The organism is Paenibacillus luteus (genome assembly GCF_006542765.1).
Classification (GTDB): domain Bacteria; phylum Bacillota; class Bacilli; order Paenibacillales; family Paenibacillaceae; genus Pristimantibacillus; species Pristimantibacillus luteus.
Window position 1 is genome coordinate 1 of record NZ_SKCD01000052.1, and the last position, 23,962, is coordinate 23,962.

The window sequence follows — 23,962 nt, forward strand, 5'->3', positions numbered from 1 at the left end:
CTTATTCGCAGGATTTCAAGATTGCACGGAGTACCGGATTGCATTAAACAAAAGGGCATAGACCCGTACCGTTAGGATTACCGGCCTCCACCCTCTGGAAAGGCGTAACGAAGGAATGAAAGGGCATAGACCCGTCGAGAAATGGGAGTGAAAGCCTCCGGAGGTGCGTGGAGCAGCGTGCAGCAGATCAATAAAAAAGGAGCGAAAACTCGCCCCTTCTGTTCCCGTATGCTCGCCGGATGCCCATTTAGACGGCTCTCGCCCCATTCTATCCGGCTTACGATGTATCTTCTGGTGAAATCCTGCGAATAAGCGAGTATTCGTGAGAAAACTGCATCGTACCGAGGGAGCTCAATAAGAAACGTTTTAACACATGTGAATTTTAAAATTTAAAACATATCGGAAGAGCCTATTATTGCTTCGCAAGATAATGTTAAGTCGCTTCGTTGCTTATGGATTAAAAGTTCAAATTCGATAACAATTCCTGAACCATCGTTATATAATTTATTTTTTTGAAGCTAAATCAAGAGGAAGAGTTAGTACTACTTGTTGAATACGTCATGGCTTAGCTTTATAACTTTCTATGTAGACTTTCGCTCGTGTTATTCCCATACACTTCCCTATTGTCAATCGATGGTTCCCCCCACCGTCAATATAGTAGTGTCCATTAAAGTAGATAACAGAAGGAAGATCATTATCCGGTGGAGAAATTAATATGTCTTGATAAGTTTCCGGGCGATGTTTAAAATTCGTCATTTTGTGAAGAGAACCCATATACTCTATCCAATCTATAGCTCGGGTTGAACGGCATGTACCTACCAATAAATGTAGATCAATAGTATCTGGCCCTGTCTGGCCTACGCTATCTTTACAAATGTCATTGAGGAAAAATTCTTGAAACGGTAGTTCTCTCACTTTTTGCTCCTGTGCTGTACTTATATTCAAATGCGAAAGTCTCTTGCAAAGTTAGAGGTTCTTTGGTGACTGACTTAAACATATCCGGATTCGTTTCACGTAATCTATTTAGTCCCATTTTTCATCACTCCTGATTTTCTCATAGTTTTCCTCCACATGTCAGAAGACTTCAAAGTTGCTTAGGAGTTAATTTTTCCACAATCTTAAGCAAGTCTTTATATAACTCTTTTCGAAGATATCCGGATAACGATGATGCGGGGGTATTCTCGTTCATGAACTCGATATTTTTTAGAATGTTATTTAGCGGTACCCGGTCCCCTTGAAGATAGTCACCGATATTGGATGCTTCGTACCGGTTGATAATGGCGTTACGAACCTCCATTAACATCCCATTATCCAAGGCAAATAAGTCATCTACGAATGCATCCGCCTCGATATATTGAAAAAGTGGAAAATCCAGTTTACTCCGGTACTCGTAGAGCTTCATCACAAACTGTTTAGGGTTTATTTTGAGCAGAGCAGACATCTCGCTGGCCAATTGCTCGTATTCTTGATTTTGCTTGTTTTCCCATTGTTCTTTGATGTATGAGAATAATTCGCTCGACCTGAAGCGACTGTTTATCAAGTCCAATGGATTGTTGTCTCCTGTGGTTTCGACTAATTTAATTGCAATATCTATACCCTTCTTGAACTTAGCCAGAAGGCCCTCCTCGTATTTCTCATTAAGCAGCCCGTTCTTTTTAAAATGGATAATATAATCGTAAATATGTAAATATTCCATTAGTTTATAGCGCCCAGCTTCAACGTTTTGTAGTACGATAAATATTGAAGCGTTAAACTCTTGGTCTGAAAGCTTCCAATATTGATCCATGAGCAGCTTTTCGGGGGCAGGTTGTTCATTGCTTAAATTCGTCTCATGCTCTCGACGAAAAAATTTCAAATCGTCTAAGAATTCTGCATCATTAAAGTTACCCGTCAATAAAAAGATGCCGATTGATCTGAAGTACGGAAACTCCCCTTGAAACAAGGAATGTGCAGTGTATTTGACCAACTCACCAACAAGATTCCGCTTCCCTTCCGCTATCGGCCTCATCGACGCATTTAAACGGTCAATCGTCATCGACTCGTTTTCCATAATTATTGAAGCAATTGTCGCATTTGACTTTATCTCCTTCGTCAGCAGTACGACGACCAGCAGCATCCGTTCCAAAAGTCCTTGCTGACTGAGAACTTCGGACATCTTCGCGCCATGTTTGTACAAACGTTCAAATTCGTAAATGGCATGCTTCAGGGTGCGAAGATTAATCGTTTCAGACTTCCCCTTCTCTTCGATTATAAATAGCTCAATCATTTGATCGATAAGATTGCTTAAGAACGTTCGGTACTCCTCATTGCCAATACTTTTAATCATTTCTTGGATCGCCTGTTCCGGCTGCTGCTCAAACTCAATCGTCTTACCAATGACCTTTTCCTTACTGCTTATATAGCTTTTTTTTCGCTCTGAATCTTTAAGGATTGGCTCCTCGTTGCATAGAAACAATGTCTTAATCTGCTTATGCTCAACGTACAGATTCACATAACCCAAGATAGCTCCATAATCCATATTTGCCCGTTCCAGATCGTCGAAACATAGCACCAAATTGTGGACATCCATATTTTTATCAATTTCTAGTGGGTCGAATCCCGGCTTTAAATAGACACTTTGTCGCAAGCCGAGGAGAATACGTGCTGAAACTTCCTCGATTGAATGAACGCCGTATAAGGTAATGTAACACGGATAAAGCTTTCTAGGAGGGTATTTGCACGAAATTACAAAGTGCATCATGCAGTGATGGCTCATTATTTCCGGAATTTATATCACATTGTGAAGATCGTTGATGAATCTGAAGAGATCGACGAGGGAGATAAATATTCGTACATCCAAATTCTCCGGGCGCAATTGTCGTCCTACGAAATCGTTCTTCTTGCATATAACGGATTGACAGAAAAGGGGGAAAAGTTTAAGTATTACATCAACACATATTTCTTGCTTCATAATATGGATTCGGCAGACGAAGTAGTTGAACCGAATATTCTAAAGGAGCAGTACCCACATCTACGGGAAGTACTAAAATAAGGGAAGGAGACTTTTTTTGCAATCTAGCACGATTCATGAAATCATTTATCATTATATTGATAACCCTGAAATATAACCTTACTAAATCTTCAATAGTAAAATGTCCATCGAACGCACGACGCTCCTCCTCATATCCTTCCTTGATTTGCCGGCTGATATGCTGGAAAAGGTTGATTACATGCTCACCTGATCCCGAGACGATAGTATGGTGCAATGTGATCAACTGAAAAAACTTGTTCTCGAAATTTTGCTGATTACTAATTTTTTTCTGGTACCAAATCGTATAGACGATACCAGCGAGGGCCAGTCCCGAAAACAAAGCGTTTACCGATCCGAATGTATCCCCCGTTTGCCCGCTTTTCTCTAAGCTAGGAGATATCCAATTAATGACGCTTGGTAAGTAGAACCACAAGAATACAATAAAAAAAACAACGAGACCGAACCCTTGATTTTGACTTCGTTTATGCTTACGATGACGTTCCATAATAAATTCTATTCTCCTTATTCTGCATTCTTCAAGAGGACAAAGCTCTTCCATTATAAGGGTTACGTATAGTGCGGTCTATACTTTATATATTGACTTACACAGACGATTACAGAGCATCAGATATGTTTTAGACGGCACTTAGAAATAACAACTCACTACTGTGAAACCGAACTGGGCTTGAAGGTCATCGGTGTGTAACAGTCTCAACCAACTTACGTTAGCATAATATGAAGTTCCTGTATTTCAGACCAGAGATTAAAAAGTATTTCGTACATATGTACTTAACATTTGTATAACAGAAAAAGCAGCCGATCGTTCTAGTCGGCTGTTTTCGTTTATCTAAGTCAGATTGCTTTTCTCAAACCTAGAAACTTTGCAGAACTGGGTTGGTTTTTCCGGACTCTCTATCATTTGTCTAGAAAACGTTTTATTAATTTACTCTACTATTCTACAATTAAATAGCGATGCTTATTATTTTTGATTCAGTAAGTCTACAGCCTCCGAAAAAGCATCACTGTATTGCCCAAACAATCCGGTATCAAACTCGTAATCTTCATCATTAGCTGTCGGAGGATCATCTTGAAGTTTTTTAAACAAGACATCGATCTCGCCTGAAACCTTTATCCATATTTGTTTCACATCATCATACTTTGAATCTATACCCTGGATATACTTATCGTATTCTACTTTCTTATCCATCGCCTTGCCAAGTTGCTGGCTCATGAAGTCAATATCCATGGTTTGTCCGGTTGCGTCGGTTCCACTGTGGGCATAGTGGCCGATATTAACAAGCCCATCGTTCCAAATATCCCCAATGACGAAATTATTAATTTCCTTTAATTTCGATTCTACCGTAGGCTTTTCATCTGACTGAGACGAAGAATCCAGCTGTATCCCCGCATCTTTGAATGCTTGCTCTACCTGTTCCTTTAATTTTTCCTCTTCGGATTTCTCCTTTCCACAACCTGTAAATACAACCATCGTGACTAAGCACAGAATGATGTATAAGCTCTTTTTTTCCCATTTTGACATTTTAAGACTCCCCTTTGATTACAATAATTTTCCATACCCTATTAATATCGGTATTGTAGGTGGAATTTTTGAATAGCATAATAATTTTACTTATTAACTTGATCTAGCATTGTATCTTTACATAGTTAACTAGAATACCGATATATGTTTTATATGAGTAATTATAGTTATGATATGGTGTCATTGATATTATTCAAGTTCTTGCCTTGCATCAACATAAATAATATTTCAATGGCCTATCATTTTTGAGGTAGTCTTAATAGAAATATTGTAAAGGGTGGATAGAATGAGTTTACAAAATTGGTATGATAACCTCGATAAAGAGAACAAAGAAAAGGCTGATAATCTCATTTCAAAAATCAAAGAAATTGATCCAAATGAAACTGATTTCTTAGGAATGGTCAATGCTGAGATAGAAGATAATAATCCTGCACTAGTAGAGTTTAGGCTTGTAAGCTACCTCAAAAAGAGTCTGAATGCTTATGATGAGGACCAAGAAGAAACTGCCAAACTCCTTGAAACAAGAGGTTCCAGAGATATTAAAGATATTGTGCAAAAGATTAATAATGCTGGTGTTACTCCAAAAGAGTTAATGACCCTTTTAAAACATTATCATTATGCGGGAATCTTGGATGTTTTTTATCGCTTTGAACACGTATATTTGGATGGTTTAGATGAAACTGTATATCCTAAATTTGAAATTCAAGAAATCGGACCAGATTGGGAAGCAACTGAACGAAAGTTAGATGTTTACACATGGTTGTCCTATTTAAATCCTGAGAATGATAAGGAGTAATTCTATTGGATTTATGACTCCTTACACTTCGTAGTTTCTAAATTCAAAACAATAAAAAAAGCCCTTTAATAAAGGCCTTCATTTGTATTATGTTTAGTTTAACAAGATAATAAATATCAGTCCCTTTTTTGCTTTTAATAATACTAGATATGCCCTGCTTTTTCCATCCTTTGTGGTAAGATGGGCACTCTGATATCAGCGGGCTTGGGATTGTTAAATGCAGTCCGCCAGACGTTCTGGCAGACTGCATTTGTTCTATCAAGTTCGTTAGTGAGTAATGGAGAGCAGCATTGTACTCCTCTAGCAATTTTATTAGATCTCACAATACTCCTCTATGAATTCAAAAAAATATCATCATTCCTCATCATCATCAGATTGGTCGAAATACTCCCATTCTATAATTCGATCTACGTACGCAGATGGGTTGGCCATGAATTGTTCCCACGTGAAATCCGTCATTACTGCAAAGTATTGATGCTCTAAATCCATCGTACAAAAACGCTGCTCTGTTGGTAGCCAAGCAACCATGCCAGTATTGTCGAAACTCTCAACCTGTGCTAATAAGTCGACAAATAATATGCCCTCCCATTGCGCTATCCGAACCTCAGCAAGCGTTGGAAAGCGTACGAAATCACTGGAGCTCTCGCTTAGATAGACTGTTCCGCCATCTAATTGGATTAAATCAGCGATAACCTCATCAGGTACCAGGTTCTCCTTCAATCGAGCAATCTGCCAAGTTTGGTCATGCCACTCCTCTGGCTCTCTTATTTTGATGTTCTCTATTAAATCAGACTGTCCGTGTTCAACTGCATAGTGATAAGGACGATACCCCAAGTCATCGGATATTGTGACATCCGCGCCTTCATCTAACAGATAACGAGCAACTTCAAACTTTTTCGCAAAGACTGCGAGATGAAGAGGTGTTCCTCCGGCTGTATGGACTTGATCATATTCATGATAATTCATATTCGCTCCTAGCTGTACGAGAAAAGACACAATGTCTAGATCTCCTACGAACGCCGCTGATCTTAATGCTCTGCCGCCGAAACGAGGAAAATCAAAACCGTTGTCTTGCAAACAGCGAATCGCGATATCCTTATCTTCCGAATACAGGGCTACATCTAGTGCGTTTGTTCCCCGCTTATCAATGGCATGGATGTCCGCACCTCCAGCTAAAACTCGCTCAATGAGAGGTTTTCTCCCTGAACGTATTGCGAGGCAAATGGATGGGTACTCAGGATCATTTAATTCAGCACCGTTGTCAATTTAAAAAAACACCGTCTTAAAAAGATTTCTCTCGAATGCCATCTGAAGTGGTGTGCTGTCCCCCCCCATACTGGTCGGGGAACTTCTCATTCATATTCCAACCTTGATCGAGCAGAATCTTTAACTTATCAGGGTTCTCTTCATTTATCTGGGATACAATAAACTGCTTGTCCATTCTTTATTCCCCTTCAATTCGGAATCTATCATTTCAAATTTCTATCAATCTGGAACATGATGACTATCCTCTAAGAAGAGAGTTACCAACAAAATAAGGGTGCGGCCACCTCTCTTCCCACAAGACCGTCTGCAGTTCCATATGACGTAGCAGATCCCCGATTATTCAATTAGTAGTTGCACCAATATGCTTACATATCGGCAATATACCTTTAAATTTTTACACGATCTTCCACATTATTTAGATAGAACCTTTCATATTTAATAGCCTATTGAATTTAACTTATCTATTTTAGGAATATGAAAAATTGCCAATACTGAAGATCTAGGTCGCATCTTCTATTGGATAGCGGGGAAGTGTGAGAATGCTTCCCCACAACTCATCAAACAAAAGAAATTCCAGATATGGAGAACGCATCAGAAGGAATTATAAGAGGAGACGAATACATCGAGAAACCAAAGCTTACCAATGCTTTTCAGTGCCTAATACAGACCCCTAGACTCCATTAGAGTATAGAACTAATTCAAAATCAGGATAGATGTACAGCCCACTTGTGCCCCTCTGTTGCAATAGTCTCCCACGATATATCCTTTATGGTGATTGGCGGACCACAAGACCTTCCCTCTTTTCGCATTTCTCTATACCTTGCTTCTTGCTTCTACGTTCATCATCTGAAACCTCGACTATCGTATCAATTGAAACACATCATTCATTATTGAGTTCCTAAGTACCATCGGTTCCATTCTTGCTTCTGTTTATCAGGATTTATACAACGATCAATAATAGAGTTGTTTTCTGCTAAATATATGCTGGGATTATTGCTTTGTAGTATGTAATCATTAATCCATTTCCGTGCTGGCTGCGGGCCAGTTATCCCATTAGTTAGAGTTATAGATGCTTCTCCTGGAGGGAAAAATTCAATCTTATAAGGGATTCTCGCATTTCCCGTTAAAACGAAATACGGCTCTTCGGAACTTGCTTTACGCCGGCTAAAGATCTGCTTTGGCATTCCAGAGGAAGGCTTCGGGGATTCAAGATCCATTATGACGCCAGCAAATTGTTCGAGAAGATAGCTCATAGTTGAATCCGTCTGAGACTCTCGCAAAAACTTACCAATCTCTTTCCACGAAACTTCAACTTCGCGATGACCTTCAAACAATTTCCTTCGATGAGATGCAAACTGTGCCTCGTCTATGGAGCCAGTAACTTTGAATTCGAATTGAATGGTCACATTATCACCTATCACCCAAGCATCCGAGTTTGACCTCCCTTTCAATGACTTTTCTCGGGAACGGTGCGTTCCTCGGGAGATAAAGTGCGTTTTGAAGGACGCAAAACGGATTCTTTACGCGGGTCCGCAAGTCCAACGATTCCATCTTTTTCATAACCTTTCTTCAACGATCCGCACATTGTTCAATTCGCTTTAGTCCGAGGACCTCCACTTGAAATCCACTGGTTTCAAAAATCTCCCTAGGTGTTCGTCCTAGCACGTACTGGTCAATGAACAGACGTTTGAACTCATCTGCATAAGTAATTGATTTTTCGCTGACGCGTAAGACATGCGGATTGTCCGCTAACTGTTTCTGTTCCTGTTGATTAAAGTATTTTCTACTCATACGCTCGCCCTCACTATTCTCTCTAGTATACAAAAAGGTACCCATACGCTAAACCCTTTTTTCAAAGTGTCCAGTGTATGGGTACCAGTTTAACTGGCTCCCCCTCTCTTTTGTTTAATTTAGGATATACTGCTAATTTTTTGATTCATACTCCACAGATAAATCATAATTGATCGATGTTATTTTCCCTCCAACCCATTTGACTGCGTAGCGGAAGGGAATGAAAGATAGTCCTGAAAGCCTGACTACCTTCTGGTTAGTATACTCACCATTGAGAAAAATCTTATTTGTTTCTTTATCAATTTTAATGGAGATTCCTTCTTTTGAAAGGGTAAGGTTATTTTTCTTATCCACCTCAATATTTAGACCAAATGCTTTTGCGTAATCTCTAGCGTAGAGATAGCTCTGGTTTTTAACTGCAATGAAACTGTTTGTATAAGACAACAATTGTCTTTTGTTGTTTACAATTAATCCGTTGTCCATATTTGTATAAATAGTTCCCTCATCTGAATACAGATTGCAATCCCACAAACGATTATAATATTTGTAGTAAGTATCAGCGTCTGTATACACATCTTTTACAAATGTACAATGTGCTTCTGGTGGAAATTCGTTATTAATAATCTTCTCTTTGGTTATGCTGGAAGATCCTGAACTACTGGAACCAGAACTTCCTCCATTGTGATAGTGATACCCAGTACAAAGTCCTTTAGCAATGGATTTTTCTGAACAATTATGTCCTCCACTACTATCTGTACGCCCCGAGTGCGCCGTCGAAATCGATGGCAAAATAAATACTGCCAAGAGACCGATCGTCAAAATCAAACTAATTACCTTTCGCATAATCCTAGTAACCCCCCATGTTATAATACTTTCAAATTATACCAATATAATCCTAATGTTGGATGCACAAAGTATCTAATTCCTACATTCTGTTTGAAATTGTTTTTACAATCATTAGGAACCATTAGTAGAAGCGCGTTCCACAGCTTTTTCCTACTTCTGTGTATTGATCATAGCTTAGAGGCATTTCGGATCTATATTGACGCGTTAGCTTAATCCATGGTCCTCATCTATAATCCATGAGAACTCTTTAGAAATTGCAATAGCAATTCATGTTATGGCGAGTTCTAATATATCACTAATTGATCTCGGCAAATCTATTTCAAATAAGTTTACTTCCTCTATACCCTCTAATGTCTCAATTGCGTAGCTTCCATCTAGATCAGCAGGAATACCTCTTACCTTGATTGGCTCTCCATAGAGTTCTTTGTGAAATGTTAGATGACTAATTTTATCAAAACCTAGATTATTAATTAAGTAATGTTCCAACTTCCTCGACATTAGTTTCTTTGAGTAGTCATCAGAATGGATGCTTATATAATAATACAAAAATCTCACCTCTCTCTGTATGACATATTCTTAAGCTGCCAACGGATTTCCTTCTAAAACATCTGCTTATTAACGTTACCCTGCCCATTAGCCCAACAATGCTGCCGTTCAATACTGGCAGCAGCATCGTGGTGATTATTAAAGCTATTTTGTCCCGTTAGTTCAACGCCTAACAGTACATATGTACGAAAACCTATATTTTGTGCGCGAGGAAAAGGAGCAGCCTATCGCTGCTCCTCTCTACGTTCTGATCGTAAAAATGATTCCTCCTAACCGTGAGCATGAACACCATATTTTTCAGCCATTTCAGAAATCAATAATCTGGCGTTTATCCTTTGGTTCACCCACAACATGTCTACTTTACTTTATTTAATATGTTTGTCCCCATTCTGCTCAATGTCCCTTGATCGACGAAAGGAGCAAGACTTACTAGCAGATCCGGGCTAAGATATTCTGCTTCGACTCCACCAATCAACTTCTCAAGATTTTCCCTGTCCAGAAAAGGTGCGAGGCTTATGATCCGGTTCGCATCGATGGTGCCGTCTACAACCCGGTCTACCAAACGACTTAATGTCTCTCTGCTAATAAAGGGTGCCAGCCCCTGAACGGAATGCCAGCTCAAGCTGCCCTCTTCTGCTTGTTGTACCAACCGATCCACCTGTTCCCTACCCAGGAAAGGTGCGAGGCTTACGATCCGGTTCGCATCGATGGTGTCGTCTACAACCCGGTCTACCAAACGACTTAATGTCTCTCTGCTAATAAAGGGTGCCAGCCCTTGAACGGAATGCCAGCTCAAGCTGCCCTCTTCTGCTTGTTGTACCAATCGATCTATATGTTCTCTTCTAAGAAACGGCGCAATTCCAACAAGATTGTGCACTTCTAAGGAACCGTCAATCGATTTATCTACCAGTCGGTTTAATGTGTCACTGCTGACGAACGGAGCGAGTCCGGTAATGACATTCCACACAATCTCGCCCTCTTCTGCCTGACGAACCAGTTCATCCAATGTATCTGTTCCAAGGAACGGAGCCAGCCTCATGATCATGTCTAACTTAAAGACGTTGATGTCTAATCGTTCAGTAACCTTATGCAGAACGCTTGCCTTTACAAACGGCGCTACTTCTACAAGCTCTTCCACCTCCACCTCTCCGGTATTAACCATCTCTGCAACTTGTTCTGGCCTGTTCTCTGCGATCTCCTCAACGATCATTCCTAGGTGCTGGTGCTCCCGATTTTCTGCGTTTTCTCCTGCATTAATAATGTCGTCTACCGTTTTGACGAATAACCTCGCAAGCTGCGGAAGCGTTCCGATATCCGGTAGCGAGTCGCCCCGTTCCCATTTCGATACCGCTTGATGACTTACATTCAGTTGATCTGCAAGTTCCAATTGGGTCAGATCCTGGTCTTTGCGAAGCTTCGAAATATAAGCTCCAATTTTACGTAAGTCGAGCATCCTATTACCTCCGAAAAAAACAAAATGTACAGTGCGCACCGTCGAAAACAGCATAGCATTTCCGCAAACGTGATTCTATCAAGCGTTGGTTGAATTGTCACATCCGCTTTATTCAACTGACGGTAGAATTGTCCAGATTGAAAATCATGCGAGATCTAGAATCCACCCGACCTACACTACTTTTGTCGCTTTCATTTATAGGTTTTTTCTACAAATCATTTCCATTAACCTGCCCGTTAGGTTAAGGTCATATCCGTAGGAGCTATGCTCAATCCTTTATTTCAATTCGATTACCTTCAGGATCAATTACAATCCCAATAATACCCCAGTCAAACTTTTTCACATCGACCTTTACCCCTCGTGCCTTCAACTCAGAGACAGCAGAATCAAAATTATTCACATTGAATCGAATGACTATGGGGTTTTCTGCTCTAGTTTTTTCTCTATTCGAAGCAATGCCCTTACTTTCTATCATGAGATAACTACCACCAAAATCTAAAATGGATAAACCTTCGCCAAACTGACGTATGTTCAGGCCAATTTTTTCAGAGTAAAATTTTAGTACCGAATCGTAATCCTCACAAAACAGAATTATTCCTGTTTCTCTGATTTTAATATGTACTCTCCATATCTTTTTTCAGCTCTAGTTTCCCGATAGTTCAGTACCGACGCCTTTTTTTCCGTGATCGCAAAAAAACAATAACGAGAATATGACGCCGGGGAGTACCAGAATGGTTTGGTGATCGGAACTGAAAACTATTTCCAAGGCGCTAAATAAATATAGAAACCATACTAAAAGAGCTTAACCACCATCTTGAATGAAAAGACAAACTTAATTCACGATGAAACCAGACACATATAGTATCAAAGCTTTCCCCCATGCTATAATCCCCAAAACAATATGTTCACCTCAAGACAGCCGACTCGGCTATTATTTGAATCTAAATTAGATTACCTTCCCAATCAACAAAAGTGAGTTGATCTTTCCGAAACAAGCACCATTCGATAATTGTCCTCACTAAACTTGGTGTAACGATGTTATCATTCCAAATTGGAGTTTGTATTCTTACCCAACCTTTGCGAGAATGATTTTCCAACCCTCCAAACTCGATACCCTTTACCACTATAAATGGTCGCGTATCATTGTTAGATTGTCCTACATGATAAGATACAATAAGCTTCTTATCTTCTGAAACGATACTAAGATTGATTCGTCCATAATCTTCAGCATCTTGTTCGACATTCCAATAATAAATCCTGCCGCTAAACTCCAACTTTCGTTTGCCCTTTGGATTAACACCCATGGAATTGTCCCCTTGCTAACAACATACTAATTTTCTTTAACTGTTTATTCGAGGGATCATCGCAGTATACTGCCCTTTAGCTTAGGATAGTGTCTGGTTCTCAAAACCGAGTATCACTTCTCCTTCATGATGAAATTCTATGACAAACCTGAAAGGAGAAAAAACGAACGTGTCTGCACCAACCGCCAATACCTCATCAATAGCGTCTAATACTATGCGAAGATGGGACTTCAAAACAGGTTGACTTCCAGTACTCCAGAGAACGAATACTTCTTCATCACCCTCTCCGAGTACTTGGTTAATCTGTGGTATAATCTCAATTATATTTTCTATTTTAATTTTGGCTTCAATTTTTTCCCAATCTATTCGAGCCCAAGAAGTGAATGGATAAGTTTTCTCAATGAATTGATACATCTCTTTACTTTTATCTTCTGATAATATAACCGTTCCAGTCCCTAGTCCCTCGATACATTCGTCAAACAATACTCCAAATCCAACAACTTCTTTCTTCTTCTGTTTGTTAAGCAACTGTTCAAGTCTCCACTTTCTTTCTTTTACCTCATCCACTTTTAGTACCTCACAATGAATTTTTTAAAAGGAGCAACTGCCTCAGCAAAGTACTCCTTGTTTGTTCAAATATCGTTATCCGATAGTTCGCCTTAAGTTTGCAGCAATCACATAGATTGATTCGATTGGTGCACTCATCATCTAAATCGTTTACGTCTTTTAATTCGAAACAAATCCCGGGTATGCAGGTGATCAGATAGACATAGTCTTCGTGAATACATTTACCAAAATGACTTTCAACATCCTTGAGTGTCTCTCCAATGCCTATTTTTCCGTCAAACTTTCCATAAAAACCGTTAAATGCGCGTATTTGATATACTATTTCTTCCTCATTAATCCAAAACCATAGTGTTTCCGTTTTAATTACAATGCAGTTAGATCGAATTTCAGTCTCGTATCTTTACCCAATTAAAGAGACAAGTGTTTCTCGTTTACATCCAATCTCAAATTATGGTGCTACAAGATGTCAAGACAGTTATTTTAAAATCTTAAGGTGTGAAAAGATGCACAAGGTTTGTTCTATCGTTCTGTTGCCTCCACTTGGGAAAGCAATAGAATTGGAAGTTTTGGGACTAGGGCATCCCGCATAGCGATGTCCACTGGTGGAGGACAAAGCCCAAGCGAAGGCGCGGGAGCCCCTGGTTATTCACTTGTGGATGGAAGTAGAACAGCCCGGGTGTATACCGCCTCAGGTGTATGGTTATGAAGCGATTGATGCGGCAGATACCGATTGTGCAAGTGAATGTAGCGTTCGATCCCTTGCCTGGTTTCTCTGGGGCTCTGGTAATCCTGAAGATAGATTTCATTGTACTTCAGACTACGCCAGAAGCGCTCAATAGCAATGTTATCCGTCGCGCGGCCCTTGCCGTCCATGCTGACCAGCACCTCGTGTTCCTTGAGCAGCTCAATGTACTTAGGGCTGGTAAACGCTGTTGACGACGTGAGGCCTTTGAAGCGACAGTGCTCGTTTCATCGTCTCCAGCACAAAGCCAATCTCCAGCGTTTGATCCACCTGCCAATCGATGATGAATCGAGAATACCAGTCGATGACGGCAAACAGATACATCCACCCGTGCTTCATTCGGATGTAGGTAATGTCAACCGACCACACCTGATTCGGCTCCGTAATGTTAAGCTTGCGCAGCAAATAGGGATAGATCCGGTGCTGCAGGTCTCGCTTACTCAGATTCGGGCCGGGATAGATGGCCATGATCCCCATCTCTCGCATATAGCGCCGAACGGTGTTTTTGTGAATCTGATCGCCTTCCCGATTCATAATCGCAGCAATCTTTTTGTACCCCAGAAACGGGTGCTCGGTATACAGTTCATCGATCCGGCGCTTGAGGCGTATCTCCTCCGGGGAGGGAGGGACCGGTTGGTAGTAAAGGGAGCTTCGATTCAGGCTGAGGAGATCGGCATGCAGGGCAATCGCCAGCTCGCGATCCTGCCATTCCAGAAGTGCAAGTCGTTCTTCACGCGACCAATTAGAGGCCAGATTTTTTTTTGATCCACGACAATTGCGTGGTGAGTTTCCCCACCTCAGCGTAGAGTTCGTCGATCTGCTGTTCGTATTCCTGTTTCATTTTCGTGATGCCTTTTCGATCATCCACGAACAATTGCGAGAGGTTTTGAACCGCTTCACTTTTCCACCTGGTGAGGACATTCGCATGAATACCATGCTCAGCAGCCAACTGGGAGACCGACTTTTCTTCTTTCAATATTTCCAGCACTAGACGCGCTTTTTCTTCGGGAGTGAAATTCCTTCGTGTAGGTTTCATACAACTAAGATACTCCTTTTTCGCTGTCTAGTTTCTATGTAGCATTATACTTCTTCAAATACCCTGCAGAGATCCGTAAAATTATCTATACCACTAACATTATTGAAAGTTACCATCGTCAATTACGTAAGGCAACGAAAGGTAAAAGTATCTTTCCAACGGACGAATCCTTACTAAAAATGCTTATCTAGTAACAATGGATGTCACACGTAAATGAACGGGTCGTGTACAAAATTGGGGTCAAATGTTGCTGCAACTTTCCGTTTTCTTTCCGGATCGTATTGGCAGTAATTACGATAGATCCCCCCTCGAGGAGAAGGCATTTAGAGAGTTTACACAAAATGTTTGACAGACCCTAAGGAACCGCCAGTTGTAATTGAACGTCGCCTTTCCCAAATGCTACGCCTAAAAAATTACTTTTAATGACCTCATTTATAAATGGAATAATATTATTCCACGTTTTCATATTTCCAATATCAACTTGATAGGGATTATCTATGCCACGAATGGAAATAACAATATTGTCCGTTGCTTCCCCCGAAGGATCCACTTCTTGAAAAGCGGCCCCAAAAAAAACACTGTTAGTGTTATCGTCTAAAAGCCCAACAATTTTCCATTTCCAGTTAGTCCGAAGGGGATCATCAACTTCCGTATCCATTTTCAAGGGTATCCCTACTTCTGTTCTATAGATCATGCTGCTCAAGTACCCAGAGGTGAAGTCTTTTACGCTCATTGAACGTCCTTCTCTCTATTATTTTTTAGTCTTCGCTCAAACTCTGCTTCTACTGTATCAATATTAAATTCTCCCTCAGATAGAGAAATATTTTCAAAATATTCATCTACATCAAAAGTTATATCTATATTAAGGTTTTGAATCCGGACGCTTCGCATTACATAATGTTTTGATTTTAATTCATTCAGTAATTCAAAGAGCCTATTAGCTTCATTTGTAATGTCGTTCTCCTCCACCTGACTTTGAGCAGTGACTCTAATTGAATAAGATAACTGTGCCTGATTGCTAGAGAGTAGTTCGTTGTAACTCAGATACTGGTCTTTCATTGAAACATTACCTACATTTACTGTCGGATTAGAACTAGCGTTTTGTCCAAAAAATTGCTGTATAATGGGCGAAAGGATCTTTTCAGCATCTTCATTTAATATGGCATAGTAAAGTGTTGAGATATTTTGAAAACCAGTTAAATCCTTATCAGTTGAAATTGAAAAAAAAATTTCTTTAAATCTGTCTATATATCCCTCCACTACAACGGGTCCTCCATATATTTTCACATTGTACATATCAGTAACTGTTATTTCTTCGTGAAGTGCATTCTCCATCAATTCTTCTGCCTTTTTCATATATACCATTTCTTCTTCACTATAATTACTAGTTATCAATCTGGATATCCCTACTATAATTACCACAACAATGACCGCCGACAGCATAAAATAGAAACTAAATTTAAATATCCTTGTCATACATTCAACCTCTCATGTTAATTATTACTTACTCTTTATTCCGAAAACCCCGACAATTTAAGCTTAGCAACTTTTCTTATGAGAGATGTAATGATGACGAAAAATTTACAACTCTTCGTAATCAATATCAGCTGGTTTCGTTTCATCTTCGATACGTTTAGTCAAGAAAGGTTTTGTCCTACCTGGATCATATTGATAGGACGTTATCGCTTTGCTTGAGCTTCTATAAAGCACCTACCTGTACTTAGTTCGAAGTACGTAATTTATGGATTTTTCCAAAGATTTCGATTTGCCATATGACCAAGAATATTTACCGATATAACAACACGATTTATGCGGCAATTAATCAGCTCATATTCTTGTCATCAGACACTATGGTTTTCTACACTCACATGTATCCATATTTGAATTGTCGCACTGTGGTTGGTTTCTCGTCTCATTTAAAGCGAATCTATCTCTTTTCTAACACGAATATCAATTAATTCGGAGTTTTCGTTAAAACCAAAATATATTCTTACATCTGCTACAAAAAAATATAAATTCAAAATACTACGATAATCTCCTGCATGTACCGAAAAGTGTTTTTCACCTACAAATGTCCCAAAATCCACGTTACTTGGATAACCATGTGCATCATCTATTTTGATATCTGACCACCCTTTCTTTTTCTTTGCAAAATGGATAGCTTCGTACATATGGGTTCCCAATGGAATTTGAGTCAACATTTTTTCTCTTATTGTGTCTTCTGATCGAGTTAATGGATTTAAAATTACCCTCATACTTTCAATAAGTATAATGCTCACTACAATTATTATTACAAATAAAATTAGTTTCTTTATCAGAATCACCTCATTTTATATTGAATTTATGCTATTTAAATTATTGAATTTAATCGAATGATTGCCCCAAGGTTTTCCTCCTTTCAAAGTATATCACAGCTATAAATTAGGAATAGTACCGTCATTTTCTAGTACCATGCTTCAGTATCGTACTACCTTCTCTTACTCGTTCTTATTAAAGTTTAATTAAATGGCTCCCTATACCATAGCCTTTAGCAGACAAGACAATTCATGAGCAATAAAAAAAGCCACCTGGAAAGGTGGCCTACACTCAAAAAGAGTGCAAAAGTATAGATAGGAGTGGAGAGTCCTGTCCTGAACCTGTAGGTTTTTGACTTTAAGGGAAAAACATTATCATGGAATCATCCTTCATACTATTCTGAGGTATAGAAAGTATAATTACCAGAGCTGATTTTAATGACCCCATAAGGCTGGCCATTCTCCCATACATTCTCAAACTCCGTTTCCTGCCCAGCCTCGAATACCTTGGCATTAGCAACAGCAAGCGGAATCTTAACCTGTCCTGATGTATTCGGTGGCAAGCTTACCTGCAATCTCACGCCATCTTGCCCCTGTGAGAAATCAACTTGAATTATGCCTCTTACGGAATGATAGCTTCCTCGCACAGAGCGCACCTTTTCTGTACAAATTGGAGCAATCCCAATTTCTTTATAGGCGTCCGTTATGGATGAAACACCAAGCATATGCTTATATAGCCACTCTAAGATATGGCCCATCATATCATGATTGCGTGACCTAGAATCATCTGTCCAAAATTCCGGCAACGCCGTCTCGCCTTGCTCCACAAATCGGATATAGCTCGGATGTTCCGGCTGCATCATCATATCGAAAACGATATCATTTCGATTTATTTTGGCTAATGCGCCAAATAGAAAACGAAGGCCGATCTCTCCCGAACGCAATTGATGACTAGCTGCCGCCTGAAGCAAAGCGCGCTCAATATCTGAGAGCTGCTCCTCCGGCACCATGCCAAAATAAAGCGGCATCGCCTGCATGACCTGGTTCTCAAGGTCATGCTCACCGCTCAGCTTGCAATAGGCGTACCGAGTCTCTCCAGGCACTTGCCTAAGCAGCCGTTCATTATAAAGTTGTTTAATTCGATTCTTCTCATCCTCATAATACGCATGTTCCTCGCTATATCCCAGCATTAGAGCATACTTTGCCATCAAACGGAAAGCTTCGTAATAGAAGGCGGTTTCTACATTTTCAACATAATCGCCACCAGTCTGCGGCGCAATACCCCAATCTCCTAACCCATGTCCAATGAATCCACCATGAATTTCTTTGGTATGCAAATAAGCCATATAGGCCTTCATAGCCGGGTACGCCTCAACTAAAGCTGTCCTGTTTCCATAAGTCTCCAATAGCAGCTCCGGTACGAAGATGAGCGCGCTTCCCCATGCGATAGAATCACGAAACCCTTCCTCAAACCTCGAATATCCAGGAGCAATATCAGGAATGAGCCCCTCCTCTGTCTGAGCCTCCATCATATCGCGCGTAATTTTCAGCCAGAGCTCCTCTACCTGCTTAACATACATAATGGAGGGTCCCATCAAGCTTGCCGTCTCTACCCAGCCAAGCTTCTCGATAGTCGGACAATCCGAATGCACGCTCTGCAAATTACTCTCGATTGCTTTCATAATAATTTTAGCAAGCTGTGTGATCCGCTGATCATCTGCCTCCAACTCGCCAACATTTTTTGCGGCAGATGTGACAAAATAACCTTTGACATCGTGTATAACAGGCTTAGCAGGGTCTTCTCCATCACGCGTGCAGCCTTCGATTTGTACCCATCTGGCTCCGTAACAAGAAAAATCAGGCTTCCACACCTCGATATCACCTGTTCCAGCAAGGATGTATTCGGAGAAAGTAACAATATCCCATGGCGTTGCAACCGTATTATCCTTATTCCGCAGCTCACCTGGCTTAATTGTCACTTTGCTGCCGGCCGGCCCGCTCACATGAATCTCAAACATGCCGGACATGTTTTGACCAAGATCATAAACATAGACCTGATCAAGCGGCTCCTCAATTCCGATGGTATCATATATTTTTCGCACGGTTATCGGAGGTTGATTTTGGCGAACCATTCTGCCTGTTGGAGCTGCCAACACCACTGCCTGTTCCCATTTTGCAGCATCAAACGGCGCATTATACCAGCCAACAGGGTAACGTCTTGCATCGAAATTTTCAGAACCGTACACATTCGCAAGCGTCGTTGCGCTATCTCTAACACTCCAATGGTCCGTATCCGTGAGGATGATCGCTTTGGTGCCGTCCACATATTCGATATGCCATTCACCAATGGCGAGCAGGTTCTCTCCGAATGATTCATAACCTTTCCCTATCGTATAGAAATGCCTTCCGCCTGCATCTCCCGCATAGAAGCCATTGCCTACTGACAATCCAATGACATTGGTTCCCGAGCAAATGTAATCCGTTACATCAAAGCACACATATTGCACAGACTTGTGATAATTCGTCCAACCAGGGTCCATTTCATGGTTACCTACTTTACTGCCGTTCATAAACAGATTAAAATGGCCCAAACCAGACACGACAGCATAAGTCCGTTTGACCGGCTTTATTACTTGAAATTCATGCCGGGCATAAAAGGGCTGCTTTCTTCCGCTGCCGATCCACTTTGCTTTCCATTCCGTGTCATGCAGATAGCCTGTTAGCAGCAACTGCTGTTCGCTCCATACCTGCTTGTCCGCCTGATTCCAAACGGCTACTTTCCAGTAATAAACGGTAAGGCTATGGAGCAGTTTCCCCGAGTAACGTATATTCAATTGCTCGGAGGAACTCACTTTTCCGCTATCCCAGCATAATTCCGCTTCCTCTGCTAATGCCTCTTCCGTTTCAGCAACCAAAATTCGGTAGCTTGTTTGCCGTTCTCCGCGATTCTCGCTCTCCAACTGCCAAGCAAAGATTGGACAGTCCGTATCAATCGCTAGGGGAGAATCATAATTTTTAATTTGCAAGTGAATAGGTCGAATGAGACTCACTCTCCTAATGATTTCTTTAAATCATACTTCAGCTTTGGCGTTTCCATAAGCCCATAGGGCTTGCCGCGATACTCCGGCGTATAATCACCCTCCTCTGGATGGAAAGACCACCAATCCATCCAGCTTGGCTGGGAATCGGCCTGATGGAGTGGGCCAAATAAATTGCGCGGACTGCCCACGACTTCGATGACTATGGCGTTCAAGCCAGGGTTCAGTATGTTATCAAGCTCTACGAACGCTTCTCCTCGCCAAGGAATCGTTTTTCCTTCAGTCTCATTCACCTTCACATCAAGCAGAACAGCCTCATAATGACCAAGCTCCAGTCTGTTACCTGTATGATGTTCCGGCTGACATTCTATCTCATAAAGGTATTTCATGCTCCCACAATAATAAGGGTAGCCTTGACTACGCCAATCTCCATAGACTAGTTTTAATGGCTCCTTGATCAGCTTCCTACGCTCTTGTACAGCAAAGTCTCCGATGAGATATCCATTCTCAAGCTCCATATCATTCTGATATGAAATTTGAACGTCAATGGTATTTACCCCTTCTAAAAGAGCGGGCAGCCTAAGCTTCTTCATGCTAACGTCCAAATAATAGCCCTCAGGTTCTATGCGCACCTCATTGCCGTTCAGATTAAAGCTAAATCGCTCCGCATCCTCGAACACAAAAAACACATCGTTGCTTGGCAAATCGGTTACAAAAAAGGTAAACCGAAGCGAGACTGGCGTCCCATTTCCAGGATGCGGCTCATGAATCCAGAAATAGCGCTGCAAATTTCCGGAATGAAATACCTGCCGCATCCCGAGCTTTTCCCGGATTAGCCGCTGTGCTCTCCAGACTTCCATTGTCTCTGACCAATGCTCATCTCCGAAGCGATACTGACATTGATCTAATATCAACACATTTGGCGTTGTGCGCTCGAAGCCCATTTGCTCCAAATGAATTTCCGACTTGCCGACTGGGAGCGCCTTTATCTGCCCAGCATCCTCCTCAGGCTGTTCCGTATATAAAATATACAGCTTAGAATCAGCGGGGCCAAAAGAAGCTCGAAAGCTTACTCCGTGCTCTGTCGCATCAGTTTTTATCGTCTTGACTTTGCCTGTCCAAGCATCCCACTCCTGCAAGTAGCTGCCGCCTTCTAGTTCAATTTGAACCTCAAAGCCTCTTTCACGATCGTTATTGACGATAAAAGCAATCGATTGTTCCTCAAAGGTACGATGCATATGAATAAAGGTTGTAGCTTCCGATCCAAGCTGCTCCTGAATACGAATAGAACGTTTCGTTTCATTGCTGAGCAGCCGCTCCAGTTCCTTCAAATCCGCAACCTTAGTAAATTGCTCATGCCGCAGTAGTCTAGCCAGCTTATCTGACTTTTTGCCATCTATTAGCGAAGGCTGTTCCCTATAGGAAACTACCTTTCCTCCAATATCCATAAACGCAAGCAGCAGTTCAACTGTAGAAGATAATAAATTCATTAACGACGGCAGTACGACATAGCTGTACCCACAGTCGCCTACAACGATGCTGTCACCAACCACCTTGCCGAAATCCTTCATTATTAGCTCATCGCCAAGATCGTAATCATAGTGCAGCTCAACGAGCCGATTTACGAATGCATTGAATTCCCGATCATAATTTTGAAGCTCTTGCTCGTTGCCTCCACTATTCTTCCATGCTTCTATCTTCACATCATGCCCAAGCCTCGTCCACACCGATGTAGCAGGATGAATAACTAATACATTACGAGTAAGCCTGCCTTCACTCAGCACAGCGCTTAATCTGGCATAATAATCCTCCATGCCGCGGTTATACTCCCACCAGTTCGTATGATAGTTAAAGGATGGCGGATAATCGCGCTTTCGGCAGCCGCGCAGCGAATACCAGGATAAATGATGCGTCAATACATTAACACCCAGTGCAAATTGCCAATCACCAATCCATCTGCGCGTCTCAAAGGTGAGATCCCACCCCGTCACGCCATAAGTTTCCGTAATGACTCTCTTTTTCCCTAGCTGATTAGCGACGCTTGATACCTGCTTCATCGTAAGATGCTCATTGGTTTGCTCGCATAACGTATCAACACCGGGAATGTCCAGATACCTATAATGCGGCATGACCGCGCCGCTATTTAAGGTAGAACCGATTAGACTGCTCTCTGAATGGAAATGCCCTGTGAACTGGATGCCCTGCTCTGTGCACCAATCGCCAATTTGCTTTGTAAACGATTCGCTGAACGTTTCCGTTATTGTAAGCCAATAATCATGTCTGATCTGCGCGGCGCTCTCTCCTTGAAAAAAAAGGTAAGGAAGCAGTTGGCCTATCGGATATCCCCGTCGTTGCTCAAAGGATTGCTCCATCACTTCACTCCAGGCCATCCAGGTCAGCTCAGTATTTGTCAAGCGCTCTGAAAAGCCTTTTACCGTTGGCTCATCCGTGAAAATGCCAGGAATCGTCGTGCCAAACTCTTCACCAACTGCTCGGCGATAGGGCTCATAATTGGTCTCAATAAACAAGCGCGTCGTTTCGGGATTCATCAAATCGGTATAAGTATCGCCATGGCACCAGTCATTTTTGGCAGCAATCCGCTGCTCGAACACTAGATAAATCTCGTTCCCTTCATGAAGTGGTTCGCTTTGCTCATCTAGGGATAACTGTATCAACGAGTGAAGATGATTACCATTTATGACAGCTCTATAAACAAAACGGAGGTCAGCGCCTAGACGATACTCACGGCAAATATGCAGCACTAGCGCCTTAGCTCGCACAGCATCACCACCAAGCCGCGGAACCATCCCTCCTCCCATACCTGAGGAATAGCGGTCCTCATCATACAGCCATGCCTTAATGCCGGTTGCCTTCGCTTTGGCGACGCTCCCTTTCACACGATCCATGAACGTCTCACTGAGGTAAGGCGTCTCAAGTCCCTCTCGGACGTGCATCATAAAGCCGCCCATCCCCTGCGCTTGAAAACCCTCAATCTGACGGTCCAGTTCATCCTGCTTCAGCTCATCGTTCCATGCCCAGAAAGGTACCGATCGGTAATCGATACCCGGATTCTGGAATGATGCTTTCAATTCATCCCGTTTCATCCTACACCTCTATCGCTGCAAAATTGGCTAGCCTTTTACGCTTCCGAGAACAAGACCTTTAACAAAATATTTTTGAAGGAAAGGATAAATACAGAGAACCGGCAGCATGGAGACAAACAGCTGTGCCGCAAGCACGGTCCGATTGGAAATATTGGCAATTACAGACAGATCGCTCGCATTCATATTGGTTAGATCTCTAGCGACAATGACTGTCCTTAAATACGTTTGCAACGGATAGTTGGAAGGCGAATTCATATAAATCATGCCATCAAACCAGGAATTCCAATGAAAAATAATGGTAAACAATGCGATCGTTGCCAAGGAAGGCTTTGAGATCGGCAAATAGATGCTCCATAGCGTTCGCCATACGCCAGCTCCGTCCATTTGAGCCGATTCCTCCAGTTCAATCGGCTGCGTACGGAAGAAGTTGAGCATGAGCACGATATTGAACACATTGACGGCAGATGGAATAACGAGCGCCCAAATGGAATCCATAAGTCCAGTCTCTTTGACGACCATAAAGGTCGGAATCAACCCTCCGTTAAAGATCATAGTGACAACAAAATACCAGGAATAAATCGTTCTAGAACGAAATTTCAAATTCGATTTAGACAAAGGATAAGCAGCTA

General features: G+C 41.5%; 20 protein-coding genes and 2 pseudogenes. 3 read left to right on the forward strand and 19 right to left on the reverse strand.

The genetic code is table 11. The features are described 5' to 3' along the window. Positions 1-1,084: 1,084 nt before the first annotated feature. A complete protein-coding gene (locus E0496_RS28360) occupies positions 1,085-2,626 on the reverse strand; it encodes a P-loop NTPase fold protein (protein ID WP_206669894.1) in 1,542 nt (513 codons plus the stop codon). A gap of 120 nt (positions 2,627-2,746) precedes the next feature. Between E0496_RS28360 and E0496_RS37300 the strand changes: the two genes are divergently transcribed. Further along, a complete protein-coding gene (locus E0496_RS37300; protein WP_206669895.1) occupies positions 2,747-3,031 on the forward strand; it encodes a putative phage abortive infection protein in 285 nt (94 codons plus the stop codon). Here E0496_RS37300 and E0496_RS35940 read toward each other — a convergent pair. Together E0496_RS35940 and E0496_RS28375 are read right to left on the reverse strand one after the other, a co-directional pair. Continuing rightward, positions 2,928-3,515, reverse strand: coding sequence for a hypothetical protein (locus E0496_RS35940; RefSeq protein ID WP_141505209.1), 588 nt, complete (start codon positions 3,513-3,515; stop codon positions 2,928-2,930). The two genes, E0496_RS37300 and E0496_RS35940, sit on opposite strands and share 104 nt — an antisense overlap. Before the next feature lie 474 nt (positions 3,516-3,989). Continuing rightward, positions 3,990-4,550: a hypothetical protein gene (locus E0496_RS28375; protein ID WP_141505210.1), complete on the reverse strand. Its 561-nt coding sequence runs from the start codon at positions 4,548-4,550 to the stop codon at positions 3,990-3,992. Between the two features lie 286 nt (positions 4,551-4,836). On the opposite strand from E0496_RS28375, the gene E0496_RS28380 reads away from it, so the two are divergent. Next, on the forward strand, positions 4,837-5,346 hold the full coding sequence (locus E0496_RS28380; RefSeq protein ID WP_141505211.1) for a hypothetical protein: 510 nt from the start codon (positions 4,837-4,839) through the stop codon (positions 5,344-5,346). Between the two features lie 354 nt (positions 5,347-5,700). Here the strand turns inward: E0496_RS28380 and E0496_RS28385 are convergent, their stop codons facing one another. The 10 genes and pseudogenes from E0496_RS28385 to E0496_RS28430 all read right to left on the reverse strand — a co-directional run bounded on the left by E0496_RS28385 (position 5,701) and on the right by E0496_RS28430 (position 14,897). Next, positions 5,701-6,612, reverse strand: coding sequence for an ankyrin repeat domain-containing protein (locus tag E0496_RS28385; RefSeq protein WP_338325884.1), 912 nt, complete (start codon positions 6,610-6,612; stop codon positions 5,701-5,703). A 16-nt stretch (positions 6,613-6,628) separates the two neighbouring features. Next, a complete protein-coding gene (locus tag E0496_RS35740; RefSeq protein ID WP_161601621.1) occupies positions 6,629-6,787 on the reverse strand; it encodes a hypothetical protein in 159 nt (52 codons plus the stop codon). A gap of 712 nt (positions 6,788-7,499) precedes the next feature. Then, complete coding sequence (locus E0496_RS28390; RefSeq protein WP_141505213.1) at positions 7,500-8,018, reverse strand: hypothetical protein; 519 nt, start codon at positions 8,016-8,018, stop codon at positions 7,500-7,502. Positions 8,019-8,181: 163 nt separating this feature from the next. Further along, complete coding sequence (locus E0496_RS36725) at positions 8,182-8,403, reverse strand: HTH domain-containing protein (RefSeq protein WP_241675027.1); 222 nt, start codon at positions 8,401-8,403, stop codon at positions 8,182-8,184. Positions 8,404-8,535: 132 nt separating this feature from the next. Then, complete coding sequence (locus tag E0496_RS28400; RefSeq protein ID WP_141505214.1) at positions 8,536-9,246, reverse strand: YHYH domain-containing protein; 711 nt, start codon at positions 9,244-9,246, stop codon at positions 8,536-8,538. A 904-nt stretch (positions 9,247-10,150) separates the two neighbouring features. Beyond that, a complete protein-coding gene (locus tag E0496_RS28410) occupies positions 10,151-11,248 on the reverse strand; it encodes a helix-turn-helix transcriptional regulator (protein WP_161601622.1) in 1,098 nt (365 codons plus the stop codon). A gap of 268 nt (positions 11,249-11,516) precedes the next feature. Continuing rightward, the gene (locus E0496_RS37090) at positions 11,517-11,879 is read right to left on the reverse strand and encodes a VOC family protein (RefSeq protein ID WP_338325885.1); all 363 of its coding nucleotides are present in this window, start codon (positions 11,877-11,879) and stop codon (positions 11,517-11,519) included. 310 nt (positions 11,880-12,189) lie between these two features. Further along, positions 12,190-12,552, reverse strand: coding sequence for a hypothetical protein (locus tag E0496_RS28420; RefSeq protein WP_141505217.1), 363 nt, complete (start codon positions 12,550-12,552; stop codon positions 12,190-12,192). Positions 12,553-12,633: 81 nt separating this feature from the next. Next, positions 12,634-13,119 (reverse strand): CDI toxin immunity protein, encoded by a 486-nt coding sequence (locus E0496_RS28425; protein ID WP_141505218.1) that lies wholly within the window; start codon positions 13,117-13,119, stop codon positions 12,634-12,636. A gap of 642 nt (positions 13,120-13,761) precedes the next feature. Then, positions 13,762-14,897: pseudogene (locus E0496_RS28430) on the reverse strand (IS3 family transposase). A gap of 50 nt (positions 14,898-14,947) precedes the next feature. Between E0496_RS28430 and E0496_RS28435 the strand changes: the two are divergent. Continuing rightward, positions 14,948-15,246, forward strand: a pseudogene (locus tag E0496_RS28435) (transposase); the annotation flags it as partial. 6 nt (positions 15,247-15,252) lie between these two features. Here E0496_RS28435 and E0496_RS28440 read toward each other — a convergent pair. From E0496_RS28440 to E0496_RS28465, 6 genes are all read right to left on the reverse strand, one after another. Continuing rightward, entirely contained in the window at positions 15,253-15,630 is a 378-nt protein-coding gene (locus tag E0496_RS28440; RefSeq protein WP_141505219.1) for a hypothetical protein, read from the reverse strand. Continuing rightward, the gene (locus E0496_RS28445) at positions 15,627-16,319 is read right to left on the reverse strand and encodes a hypothetical protein (protein WP_141505220.1); all 693 of its coding nucleotides are present in this window, start codon (positions 16,317-16,319) and stop codon (positions 15,627-15,629) included. Before E0496_RS28445 ends, E0496_RS28440 begins: the two co-directional genes overlap by 4 nt. A gap of 494 nt (positions 16,320-16,813) precedes the next feature. Then, a complete protein-coding gene (locus E0496_RS28450; protein WP_206669896.1) occupies positions 16,814-17,095 on the reverse strand; it encodes a hypothetical protein in 282 nt (93 codons plus the stop codon). A gap of 491 nt (positions 17,096-17,586) precedes the next feature. Then, positions 17,587-20,217 (reverse strand): alpha-L-rhamnosidase, encoded by a 2,631-nt coding sequence (locus tag E0496_RS28455; RefSeq protein WP_206669897.1) that lies wholly within the window; start codon positions 20,215-20,217, stop codon positions 17,587-17,589. Between the two features lie 20 nt (positions 20,218-20,237). Continuing rightward, a complete protein-coding gene (locus E0496_RS28460; protein ID WP_141505223.1) occupies positions 20,238-23,333 on the reverse strand; it encodes a glycosyl hydrolase in 3,096 nt (1,031 codons plus the stop codon). 27 nt (positions 23,334-23,360) lie between these two features. Further along, positions 23,361-23,962, reverse strand: a 602-nt coding sequence (locus tag E0496_RS28465; protein WP_141505224.1) for a carbohydrate ABC transporter permease, incomplete at its 5' end; no start/stop codon positions are given.

Coding starts and splice junctions, on each gene's coding strand:
- E0496_RS35940 (WP_141505209.1), bottom strand. CDS start 3,515: ATGGAACGTCATCGTAAGCATAAACGAAGTCAAAATCAAGGGTTCGGT.
- E0496_RS28380 (WP_141505211.1), top strand. CDS start 4,837: ATGAGTTTACAAAATTGGTATGATAACCTCGATAAAGAGAACAAAGAA.
- E0496_RS28410 (WP_161601622.1), bottom strand. CDS start 11,248: ATGCTCGACTTACGTAAAATTGGAGCTTATATTTCGAAGCTTCGCAAA.
- E0496_RS35740 (WP_161601621.1), bottom strand. CDS start 6,787: ATGGACAAGCAGTTTATTGTATCCCAGATAAATGAAGAGAACCCTGAT.
- E0496_RS36725 (WP_241675027.1), bottom strand. CDS start 8,403: ATGAGTAGAAAATACTTTAATCAACAGGAACAGAAACAGTTAGCGGAC.
- E0496_RS28440 (WP_141505219.1), bottom strand. CDS start 15,630: ATGAGCGTAAAAGACTTCACCTCTGGGTACTTGAGCAGCATGATCTAT.
- E0496_RS28375 (WP_141505210.1), bottom strand. CDS start 4,550: ATGTCAAAATGGGAAAAAAAGAGCTTATACATCATTCTGTGCTTAGTC.
- E0496_RS28400 (WP_141505214.1), bottom strand. CDS start 9,246: ATGCGAAAGGTAATTAGTTTGATTTTGACGATCGGTCTCTTGGCAGTA.
- E0496_RS37300 (WP_206669895.1), top strand. CDS start 2,747: ATGGCTCATTATTTCCGGAATTTATATCACATTGTGAAGATCGTTGAT.
- E0496_RS28420 (WP_141505217.1), bottom strand. CDS start 12,552: ATGGGTGTTAATCCAAAGGGCAAACGAAAGTTGGAGTTTAGCGGCAGG.
- E0496_RS28460 (WP_141505223.1), bottom strand. CDS start 23,333: ATGAAACGGGATGAATTGAAAGCATCATTCCAGAATCCGGGTATCGAT.